The organism is Enterobacter cloacae complex sp. ECC445, assembly GCF_021892025.1.
Taxonomy (GTDB): Bacteria; Pseudomonadota; Gammaproteobacteria; order Enterobacterales; family Enterobacteriaceae; genus Enterobacter; species Enterobacter chengduensis.
Genome location: NZ_JAKLRZ010000054.1, coordinates 1 through 9,156, shown reverse-complemented (window position 1 = coordinate 9,156; position 9,156 = coordinate 1). Strand labels below are relative to the sequence as shown.

The following is a 9,156-nucleotide window of genomic DNA, read 5'->3' as shown; positions in this document are numbered from 1 at the left end:
CCCTCACCCCGGCCCTCTCCCACAGGGAGAGGGAGAAAGGCCATTACAGCGCCAGCAGACGCTCAACGGACGGCGCGAAGTAGTAGCCGCCGGTCACCGGTTTGGTGAAGCGCAGCATCGCGTCGCGCTTGCCGTCGGTATCGCCGAACATGCTCAGCAGCTGCTGCTCAATGTTGTGCAGGCGCGCGCAGTAGGCGCAGAAGTAAAGACCGTGGGTACCGCTTGCGGTGCCGTAAGGCAGGCTCTGGCGGACAATCTTCAGCCCTTTGCCGTCTTCTTTGAGGTCAACGCGGGTCAGGTGCGAGGTCACCGGACGGTCGTCGCCGTCGATCTCTTCGTTGGCCTCTTTGGTACGACCAATCATCATCTCCTGGTCATGCACGCTCATGCGGTTAAGCTGCTTGAGGTTGTGCTCCCAGCGCTGCACGAACACGTAGCTGCCGCCCGCGTCAACGCCGTCTTTAATCACCGCCACGTCGCGACGCACTTCTTCACCCGCCGGGTTTTCCGTCCCGTCAACGAAGCCGCTCAGATCGCGCTCTTCCACCCAGCGGAAGCCGTGCACTTCTTCCTGCACCTCAATGCTGTCGCCGAACGCTTCTATCGCCGCCTGGGCAACGGAAAAGTTCACGTCGTGACGCAGAGAGAGAATATGGATGAGCAGATCGTACTGGGTGGCCGGAGCCAGACCTTTACCGTAAGGGATAAAGTCCTTCAGCTCTTCCGCCCCTTCACCGCCGCTCAGCTGACGCCAGACGGTATTGCCAAAGGCGACAACGGCGCCGAGGTGCGCTTCCGGAAATTTGGCCTGGAAGGTCGCCAGCTTATCAACAAACGCTTTACTGGCCGCACGCAGGGCATCCACGTCCCCTTTAACATTGGCTTCAATCCAAATCGCCGCGCGGCAATGTTCTGGCAAAATGCCACTCTGAACCTGAGACATCGCTCCTCCTGAAATAAAAGATGCCACGTCAGCGTGGCATTGATGGCGGGTATTATACCCGTATTTCAGCGAGGCGGTTTGTTCAGGCGCAAATTACTGCTGCCAGAGTATTTTGCTCACTTTCCAGTTCTTCAGCGTGTCGTCAGACGGCATTAATCCCTCCGGGCCGCTCCAGGTACCGGTGAAGACATAGCTGATGTGCTGGCTGCCTTCCGCTTTACATGCCACCGCGACGCCATCGTCGGAAGGCGCGCTGGTGCAGTTGCCAAAGGCTTGTTTATACAGATCGCTAAACGGCGTTCCCACCTTCACGCCGCTGGCGGTCGGGAGGGTATCGTCCAGCACCGCAATACGGTTCACCGTGCCTTTATCGCCATTAATCACCAGCGCCAGTTTGTCCCCCTTCAGCGCTTCAAAATACCGCACAATGTTGCCATTCTCCGTTTTCATGCCGCTGCGCAGGCGGTAGTCGCTGCCGAGCGCATCCTGAATAGCATTCTGATCCAGCGCCGTCGCGGCGGTAATTTTTCCTACGCCCTGCTCGGTCACCTCCGTGGATGAGCCAAACCAGTTCCACGGATACGCAGCGGACCAGTTAATGGAGGAGAGCGTCGAACAGCCGGTCAACGCCAGCGGGAGCGCGCATAAAAGTAAACGCAGCGATTTCATTGAAACGTCCTTTCTTGTTAAATCAACGCTTGTTGGAGTGCGGCATCGGCAAAAAGTGCCGGATTAATCATCCTGATGCCTAAAACAGGCGCGAAGACGGGGATTCGTGAGCAGCCAGAACAGCGCCACGATATCCGCCACCACCAGCGCGATACCGATGCCCGTAAGCGGTTCACCGTACCACCAAAGCACAGGTTGCCAGAAGAGTAGCGCAATCTGGGCGAGAATGAGCAGCCAGCGAAGCGCGCCCCAAAAGCGTGGAATCAGATGCCGCCGTCCGCTGACCAAAAACGCCAGTACGGCGGGAATCCCCGGCAGTAAGCCGATCCAGAAAGCATCGTGATCGGGATAGCAGAGATTCAGCAGCGTGTCGCCCTGCCCGCGCGACGCGCCGGCCATCACAAACAGCACCCAGGTTCGCGCCTGCAGCAGCAGAACGCACCAGAATAAAAAAGGCAACCTGACGCGGCCCTGCGCGTCATAGTCGGCCGGATGGATCTCAGTACTCTTCATCTTCGATTAGACGCTTTCCTAAACTCAGCACGTCAGCGTGCTCGTAGCCCAGACGCTCATACATGCCCAACACCACGTCGTTATCTTCCCGCACCATGATCTGGATTTTCGGGCAGCCGCGGGCGATCAGCTTCTTCTCGAGCCGGTTGAGCAGCGCATTGGCGATGCCGCGACCACGGTATTCCGGGTGGACGCCCAGATAATAGGCCGAGCCGCGGTGGCCGTCGTAGCCGCCCATGACCGTCCCCACAACCTCGCCATTCACTTCCGCGACCAGAAACAGACTGACGTCGTGATTCATCTTACGTTCGATGTCCATTTCCGGATCGTTCCACGGACGCAGCAGATCGCAGCGTTCCCAAAGGGTGATCACCTCTTCGAAATCTTCCTGGCGAAAAACGCGTATCTCCATGGTATTAACCGCCTTTTCGGGTTTAAAAACAGTGATTATGGCGTGAACTTCGCCTTTAGCCAATAACCGGGGAAAATCTCGCCAAAATTTGGCATAATGTCACTTTGTCACGTATTGAAATGAAAAGTAAAACAATTCTCAATATGGACTGTCGTAACGGGAAACACGATACGATATAACACCAGGACCCCTTTTTTTAGTATTCAGGCCGCATGAGCACATTCAAACCATTAAAAGCACTCACATCGCGTCGTCAGGTTCTCAAAGCGGGGCTGGCGGCCTTAACGTTAACGGGTATCGCAAAGCAGGCTCAGGCGAAAGACGAGAGCACGCTCAAAACCAGTAACGGACACAGCAAACCGAAAACCAAAAAACCGGGCGCGAAGCGTCTGGTGATGCTCGACCCGGGCCACGGCGGGATTGACACCGGCGCCATCGGCAAAAATGGGTCAAAAGAAAAACACGTCGTGCTGGCGATTGCAAAAAACGTGCGGGCAATTTTACGCAGCAACGGCATTGACGCCCGCCTGACGCGCTCTGGCGACACCTTTATTCCGCTGTATGACCGCGTAGAGATTGCCCACCAGCACGGGGCGGATCTGTTTATGTCGATTCACGCCGACGGCTTTACCAACCCGTCAGCCGCGGGCGCGTCGGTGTTTGCCCTGTCCAACCGCGGGGCCAGTAGCGCCATGGCAAAATACCTCTCCGAGCGTGAGAACCGGGCGGATGAAGTGGCCGGGAAGAAGGCCACGGACAAAGACCACCTGCTCCAGCAGGTGCTGTTCGACCTCGTGCAGACGGATACCATCAAAAACAGCCTGACGCTCGGCTCGCACATTCTGAAGAAGATTAAGCCGGTGCATCGTCTGCACAGTAAAGGCACCGAGCAGGCGGCGTTTGTGGTGCTGAAGTCACCTTCAATTCCGTCCGTACTTGTGGAAACATCCTTTATTACCAACCCGGAAGAAGAGCGACTGCTCGGCACCACGGCGTTTCGCCAGAAGATCGCCAACGCCATCGCCTCCGGCATTATCAGTTACTTCAACTGGTTCGATAACCAAAAAGCGCACGCCAGGAAACGTTGATGAAACCCGATGCTCAACTGGTCAAAACCTTCCTGCTGCAGCTGCAGGATGAAATTTGCCAGAAACTGGCCGCCGCAGACGGCGGAGAATTTCAGGAAGATACCTGGCAGCGCGAGGCCGGCGGCGGCGGACGCAGCCGCGTGCTGCGAAACGGCGGCATCTTTGAACAGGCGGGCGTGAATTTTTCCCACGTTCACGGTGATGCCATGCCCGCGTCTGCGACGGCGCACCGTCCGGAGCTGGCGGGCCGCAGCTTCGAAGCGATGGGCGTCTCGCTGGTGGTGCATCCGCACAACCCGTTTGTGCCGACCAGCCACGCCAACGTGCGCTTTTTCATTGCGGAAAAACCGGGGGCCGATCCGGTCTGGTGGTTCGGCGGCGGGTTCGACTTAACGCCCTACTACGGCTTCGAAGAGGATGCCGTACACTGGCACACCACCGCGCGGGATATTTGCCAGCCGTTTGGCGAAGATGTCTACCCGAAATTTAAAACGTGGTGCGACGACTACTTTTACCTGAAGCACCGCGACGAGCAGCGCGGCATCGGCGGGCTGTTCTTTGACGATCTCAACGCGCCTGATTTTGATACCGCGTTCAGCTTTATGCGCGCGGTGGGCGAAGGCTATACCGACGCGTATCTGCCCATCGTCGAACGCCGGAAAAACACCGACTACGGCGTGCGCGAGCGCGAGTTCCAGCTTTACCGCCGCGGGCGCTACGTGGAGTTCAACCTGGTGTGGGATCGCGGGACGCTGTTCGGCCTGCAGACCGGCGGGCGCACGGAGTCGATTCTGATGTCGATGCCGCCGCTGGTGCGCTGGGAGTACTGCTACGAGCCAAAAGAAGGCAGCCCGGAGGCTGCCTTGAGTGAGTTTCTGAAAGTACGGGACTGGGTGTAACTCCCCTCACCCCGGCCCTCTCCCAAAGGGAGAGGGAGTATTAATCCCCTCTCCCTTTGGGAGAGGGTTAGGGTGAGGGTAAAAATTACAGCGGCTGCGTCTGCGCCTCTACCACCGCCAGCGCCACCATATTCACGATGCGGCGCACGGAGGCAATCGGCGTTAACACATGCACCGGTTTCGCCACGCCCATCAGCACCGGCCCCACGGTCACCCCTTCTGAACTGGAGACGCGCAGCAGGTTATAGCTGATACGCGCCGCTTCCACGTTCGGCATAATCAGAATGTTCGCTGACCCCTTCAGCGGGCTGTCCGGCATACGTTCGTTACGGATGCTCTCAACCAGCGCGGCATCGCCGTGCATTTCCCCGTCAATCATCAGCTCCGGCGCACGCTCGCGCACCAGCTCAAGCGTCTGGCGCATTTTGCAGGCCGCCGCGGATTTAGACGAACCAAAGTTTGAGTGCGACAGCAGCGCCACCTTCGGCTCAATACCAAAGCGGCGCACGGTTTCTGCCGCCATCACGGTGATCTCCGCCAGCTCGTCCGGGGAGGGATCGTCGTTAACGTAGGTATCGGCGATAAAGGTGTTGCCGCTTGGCAGCAGCAGGGCGTTCATCGCCCCGGCGGTGTGCACGCCGTCGCGGTAGCCGAAGATCTCCTGCACCACGCTGAAGTGCTCGTGGTAATCGCCGATGGTGCCGCAGATCAGCGCATCCGCCTCGCCGCGATGCACCATGATCGCGCCGATCACCGTGGTGTTGCTGATGACCGCTTTCTGCGCCTGCTCCTGGGTGATCCCGCGACGCTTCATGATCGCGTAGTATTCGCTCCAGTACTCTTTGAAGCGCGGATCGGATTCGTTGTTGACGATCTCGAAGTCAACGCCCGGCTTGATCTGCAGGCCCAGCTTCTGGATACGCATCTCGATCACGCTCGGACGACCAATCAGGATCGGCTTCGCCAGGCCTAAGGTGATCAGCTCCTGGGTAGCGTGCAGCACGCGCGCCTCTTCCCCTTCCGCCAGCACCACGCGCTTCGCGTCGGCGCGCGCCTGGGAGAAGATCGGCTTCATGAACAGGTTGGTTTTGTAGACAAACTCGGTGAGCTTATCGACGTAGGCGTCAAAATCCTGAATCGGACGCGTCGCCACGCCGGAGTCCATCGCCGCTTTGGCTACCGCTGGCGCGATCTTCACGATCAGACGCGGGTCGAACGGTTTTGGAATGATGTAGTCCGAGCCAAAGCTCAGATCCTGATCGCCGTAGGCGGAGGCAACCACTTCGCTCTGCTCGGCGTGCGCCAGCTCCGCGATGGCGTGCACGGCGGCAAGCTTCATCTCTTCGTTGATTGCCGTGGCGCCGACGTCCAGCGCGCCGCGGAAGATGAACGGGAAGCAGAGCACGTTGTTGACCTGGTTCGGGTAGTCGGAACGGCCGGTACAGATAATGGCATCTTCACGCACCGCTTTCGCCAGCGGCGGCAGGATTTCCGGTTCCGGGTTCGCCAGGGCCAGGATCATCGGCGCGCGCGCCATCTTCTTCACCATTTCCTGGGTCAGCACTTTCGGACCCGAGCAGCCGAGGAAGATATCCGCACCCTCGATCACGTCCTCAAGCGTGCGCTTGCCGTCGTCATCCACCGCATACGCCGCTTTGGTTTCCGCCATATTCGGCTCGCGGTCTTTATAGATAACGCCCTTAGAGTCGCACACCACAATGTTGTGTTTCTGCATCCCCAGCGCCACCAGCAGGTTCATACAGGCGATGGCCGCGGCGCCTGCACCAGAAACCACCATGCGCACGTCGGAGAGATTTTTCTCCACCACGCGCAGGCCGTTGAGAATCGCGGCGGTGCTGATAATCGCGGTCCCGTGCTGGTCGTCATGGAACACGGGAATGTTCATACGCTCGCGCAGCTTCTGCTCGATATAGAAACATTCCGGCGCTTTGATGTCTTCCAGGTTAATCCCGCCGAAGGTCGGCTCCAGCGCGGCCACCACGTTGATGAATTTGTCAGGATCGAGTTCGTCCACCTCGATGTCGAACACGTCGATACCGGCGAATTTCTTGAACAGTACCCCCTTCCCTTCCATCACCGGCTTACCGGCCAGCGCGCCGATGTTGCCCAGCCCCAGCACCGCCGTGCCGTTAGAGATCACCGCGACCAGGTTGCCGCGCGCGGTGTATTTGTAGGCCGCCAGCGGATCTTTTTCGATTTCCAGACACGGGGCAGCCACGCCCGGCGAATAGGCCAGCGCCAGGTCGCGCTGGGTGGCCAGCGGCTTGGTTGGGGAAACCTGGATTTTGCCCGGAACGGGGAACTCGTGAAAATCGAGGGCACTCTGTTTCAACTGCTCATCCATCTTATTTTTCCTTTCACGTATCGGTCAAAAGGGTGACGTAAGCGATCCTGATGCACACCCTGGTGTGCCGCCTAGTATCGCCGCAGGCCGCCTCCTAAACTTTGAAGGCTGCCAAACTCTCACCATCACACATTAAAAATTGTTATCAATTTATAACAGCCATGTTACCCGTCTCAAAAGCAATGCCTCCCCCGTCTGCTATGCTTTTTTGTTAAGTCCATCATGATTTTCCCAGAAGTGTGAACTAACGCACTCAGATAACGCCTTTATTTCCAAGGAGTAATCATTTATGAACCAGCTAGACGGCATCAAACAATTCACCACCGTGGTGGCAGACAGCGGCGATATCGAGTCGATTCGTCACTATCAGCCGGAGGATGCGACCACTAACCCTTCGCTACTGCTCAAGGCAGCAGGGCTTGACCATTTTAGCCATCTGATTGATGACGCCATTGCCTACGGTAAACAGCGCGGGAAAACGCAGGAGCAGCAGGTGGCCGAAGCTAGCGACAAGCTGGCGGTTAATTTTGGTGCGGAAATTCTTAAAAGCATTCCGGGACGCGTCTCGACCGAAGTCGACGCCCGCCTCTCGTTCGATAAAGAAAAGAGCATTAACAAGGCGCGTCGTCTGGTAGAGCTCTACCAGGATCAGGGGATCGATAAATCACGCATTCTGATCAAACTCGCGTCGACGTGGGAAGGCATTCGCGCGGCAGAGGTGCTGGAGAAAGAGGGGATCCACTGCAACCTGACGCTGCTGTTCTCGTTTGCCCAGGCGCGCGCCTGCGCCGAAGCGGGCGTGTTTCTCGTCTCGCCGTTTGTCGGGCGCATCTACGACTGGTACCAGGCAAAACAGCCGATGGATCCGTACGTGGTGGAGGAAGATCCGGGCGTGAAGTCGGTCCGCAATATCTACGATTACTACAAGCAGCACCGCTACGAAACCATCGTGATGGGAGCCAGCTTCCGCCGTACCGAGCAGATCCTCGCCCTGGCAGGCTGCGACCGCCTGACCATCTCCCCTAACCTGCTTCAGGCGTTACAGGACAAAGAAGAGACGGTGATCCGCAAGCTGGTGCCGACCTCCACCGTGCTGCCAAAACCGAAAGCCATGACCGAAGCCGAGTTCCGCTGGGAGCACAATCAGGACGCGATGGCCGTGGATAAACTGGCGGAAGGCATCCGCCTGTTCGCCGTCGACCAGCGAAAACTTGAAGACCTTCTCGCCGCCAAACTTTAACCTTGCCACGGAGTGAACTATGTCCCGTAAAGAGCTAGCCAATGCCATTCGCGCCCTCAGCATGGATGCCGTGCAGAAAGCCAATTCTGGCCACCCCGGCGCGCCGATGGGCATGGCGGATATTGCCGAAGTGCTGTGGAACGACTTTCTCAAGCACAACCCCAATGACCCAACCTGGTACGATCGCGACCGCTTTATTCTCTCCAACGGTCACGCCTCCATGCTGCTCTACAGCCTGCTGCACCTGTCCGGCTACGACCTGCCGCTTGAGGAGCTGAAAAACTTCCGCCAGCTGCACTCCAAAACGCCGGGCCACCCGGAAATTGGCTATACGCCGGGCGTAGAAACCACCACCGGGCCGCTGGGTCAGGGGCTCGCCAATGCGGTCGGGCTGGCGATAGCCGAGCGCACGCTGGCGGCGCAGTTTAACCAGCCGGACCACGCGATTGTCGATCACTACACCTACGTGTTTATGGGTGACGGCTGTCTGATGGAGGGGATCTCCCACGAGGCTTGCTCTCTGGCGGGCACGCTGGGGCTGGGCAAGCTGATTGGCTTCTACGATCGCAACGGCATCTCCATCGACGGGGAGACCGAAGGCTGGTTTACCGACGACACGGCAAAACGCTTCGAGGCCTACCACTGGCACGTGGTGCACGAGATCGACGGCCACGATCCGGAGGCGGTGAAAAAAGCGATTCAGGAAGCGCAGAGCGTGAAGGACAAACCGTCCCTGATTATCTGCCGCACGGTTATCGGCTTCGGCTCGCCGAACAAGGCGGGCAAAGAGGAGGCGCACGGCGCGGCGCTGGGTGACGAAGAAGTGGCGCTGACCCGGCAGAAGCTGGGATGGAAATACCCGCCGTTTGAGATCCCGAAAGAGATCTACAGGGCCTGGGATGCCCGCGAAGACGGTGAGAAAGCCCAGCACGCCTGGAACGAGAAGTTTGCCGCCTACAAAAAAGCGCACCCGGATCTCGCCGCCGAGTTTTGCCCCCCCCGGGGGGGGGGGGGGGGGGGGGGCGGC

9 protein-coding genes are annotated in these 9,156 nt (G+C 58.6%); 4 read left to right on the top strand and 5 right to left on the bottom strand.

The features are described 5' to 3' along the window. Positions 1 to 43: 43 nt before the first annotated feature. From L6R44_RS24730 to L6R44_RS24715, 4 genes are all read right to left on the bottom strand, one after another. On the bottom strand, positions 44 to 943 hold the full coding sequence (locus L6R44_RS24730; RefSeq protein ID WP_237425688.1) for a Dyp-type peroxidase: 900 nt from the start codon (positions 941 to 943) through the stop codon (positions 44 to 46). A gap of 93 nt (positions 944 to 1,036) precedes the next feature. Then, the gene (locus L6R44_RS24725; RefSeq protein WP_237425687.1) at positions 1,037 to 1,612 is read right to left on the bottom strand and encodes an RpoE-regulated lipoprotein; all 576 of its coding nucleotides are present in this window, start codon (positions 1,610 to 1,612) and stop codon (positions 1,037 to 1,039) included. A 63-nt stretch (positions 1,613 to 1,675) separates the two neighbouring features. Continuing rightward, positions 1,676 to 2,125 carry a DUF2919 domain-containing protein gene (locus L6R44_RS24720; RefSeq protein WP_237425686.1) on the bottom strand — a complete coding sequence of 150 codons (450 nt, stop codon included), beginning with the start codon at positions 2,123 to 2,125 and terminating at the stop codon, positions 1,676 to 1,678. After that, a complete protein-coding gene (locus L6R44_RS24715) occupies positions 2,112 to 2,537 on the bottom strand; it encodes a GNAT family acetyltransferase (RefSeq protein WP_237425685.1) in 426 nt (141 codons plus the stop codon). The genes L6R44_RS24720 and L6R44_RS24715 overlap by 14 nt, the downstream gene beginning before the upstream one ends. Positions 2,538 to 2,749: 212 nt before the next feature. On the opposite strand from L6R44_RS24715, the gene amiA reads away from it, so the two are divergent. Beyond that, positions 2,750 to 3,625 carry an N-acetylmuramoyl-L-alanine amidase AmiA gene (gene amiA, locus L6R44_RS24710; protein ID WP_032643507.1) on the top strand — a complete coding sequence of 292 codons (876 nt, stop codon included), beginning with the start codon at positions 2,750 to 2,752 and terminating at the stop codon, positions 3,623 to 3,625. Then, positions 3,625 to 4,524 (top strand): oxygen-dependent coproporphyrinogen oxidase, encoded by a 900-nt coding sequence (gene hemF, locus L6R44_RS24705; protein WP_237425684.1) that lies wholly within the window; start codon positions 3,625 to 3,627, stop codon positions 4,522 to 4,524. Before amiA ends, hemF begins: the two co-directional genes overlap by 1 nt. Before the next feature lie 85 nt (positions 4,525 to 4,609). On the opposite strand, the gene maeB is transcribed toward hemF, so the two are convergent. After that, the gene (maeB, locus tag L6R44_RS24700; protein ID WP_237425683.1) at positions 4,610 to 6,889 is read right to left on the bottom strand and encodes an NADP-dependent oxaloacetate-decarboxylating malate dehydrogenase; all 2,280 of its coding nucleotides are present in this window, start codon (positions 6,887 to 6,889) and stop codon (positions 4,610 to 4,612) included. A 289-nt stretch (positions 6,890 to 7,178) separates the two neighbouring features. Between maeB and tal the strand changes: the two genes are divergently transcribed. Continuing rightward, entirely contained in the window at positions 7,179 to 8,129 is a 951-nt protein-coding gene (gene tal, locus L6R44_RS24695) for a transaldolase (protein WP_237425682.1), read from the top strand. A gap of 19 nt (positions 8,130 to 8,148) precedes the next feature. Beyond that, on the top strand, positions 8,149 to 9,156 hold a 1,008-nt coding region (locus tag L6R44_RS24690; RefSeq protein WP_237425681.1), incomplete at its 3' end, for a thiamine pyrophosphate-dependent enzyme.

Excerpts from the sequence above, each read along its gene's own strand:
- hemF (WP_237425684.1), top strand. The coding sequence starts at position 3,625 with ATGAAACCCGATGCTCAACTGGTCAAAACCTTCCTGCTGCAGCTGCAG.
- L6R44_RS24730 (WP_237425688.1), bottom strand. The coding sequence starts at position 943 with ATGTCTCAGGTTCAGAGTGGCATTTTGCCAGAACATTGCCGCGCGGCG.
- maeB (WP_237425683.1), bottom strand. The coding sequence starts at position 6,889 with ATGGATGAGCAGTTGAAACAGAGTGCCCTCGATTTTCACGAGTTCCCC.
- L6R44_RS24725 (WP_237425687.1), bottom strand. The coding sequence starts at position 1,612 with ATGAAATCGCTGCGTTTACTTTTATGCGCGCTCCCGCTGGCGTTGACC.
- L6R44_RS24720 (WP_237425686.1), bottom strand. The coding sequence starts at position 2,125 with ATGAAGAGTACTGAGATCCATCCGGCCGACTATGACGCGCAGGGCCGC.
- tal (WP_237425682.1), top strand. The coding sequence starts at position 7,179 with ATGAACCAGCTAGACGGCATCAAACAATTCACCACCGTGGTGGCAGAC.
- L6R44_RS24715 (WP_237425685.1), bottom strand. The coding sequence starts at position 2,537 with ATGGAGATACGCGTTTTTCGCCAGGAAGATTTCGAAGAGGTGATCACC.
- amiA (WP_032643507.1), top strand. The coding sequence starts at position 2,750 with ATGAGCACATTCAAACCATTAAAAGCACTCACATCGCGTCGTCAGGTT.